Below are 664 nucleotides of genomic sequence, written 5' to 3' on the forward strand. Positions count from 1 at the left end.
CACGGTTTAAGCTCCCCTTTCTGACAATAGGAAGAGCGAGGTGCGCAGTCCGTTTCGAAAAGCGTGCAATTTGATTGCCGAAAGACGGAAACACCGGCAGAGTGATAAACCTTAACTCCCGGAGAATCGAATATTTGAAAATAAAACGGACGGCGTCCCAAATATCCCAAGGAAATTCAGGTGCTTTTTTGCCTTAAAGACGGTCCTCTTTCCAATTACGACCGTTCAAATCGCCATTACGACCGTCCTAATCTTCGCGAGGTGCCGAGTGCACTACACATTAGCACGGTCGTAATGGCAAAGAGGACGGTCGCAATGGCGGAAAACGCTCAAAAAAGGCGAAAAAGTCCCTTTTTGAGGTCAAAAAAGTAGATTAACATTTGTTTTGTTTTAGACATCTTTTAGACTTGAAAAATCCGTTTTATACAATAAGCCCCCCTGCCGCAGGCTCTCTTTTGCCGTTGATTTCAATCAACGGATTGATAAGCACCCGGCTTTGCCGGATTCCTCTGTGGGTTTAAACCCACTTTCAAATATCTGCAAGTAATCCTATTAAAGGGACTCAAGTCCACAGAGGAAGAGGCTCTGCCTCTAAGCTCTAAAACCGTTCGTTGAAACGAAACGGCAAAAGAGAGCCTACGGCAGAGGGCTTATTGTATAAAAC

Source organism: Parabacteroides acidifaciens (genome assembly GCF_003363715.1).
GTDB lineage: Bacteria > Bacteroidota > Bacteroidia > Bacteroidales > Tannerellaceae > Parabacteroides > Parabacteroides acidifaciens.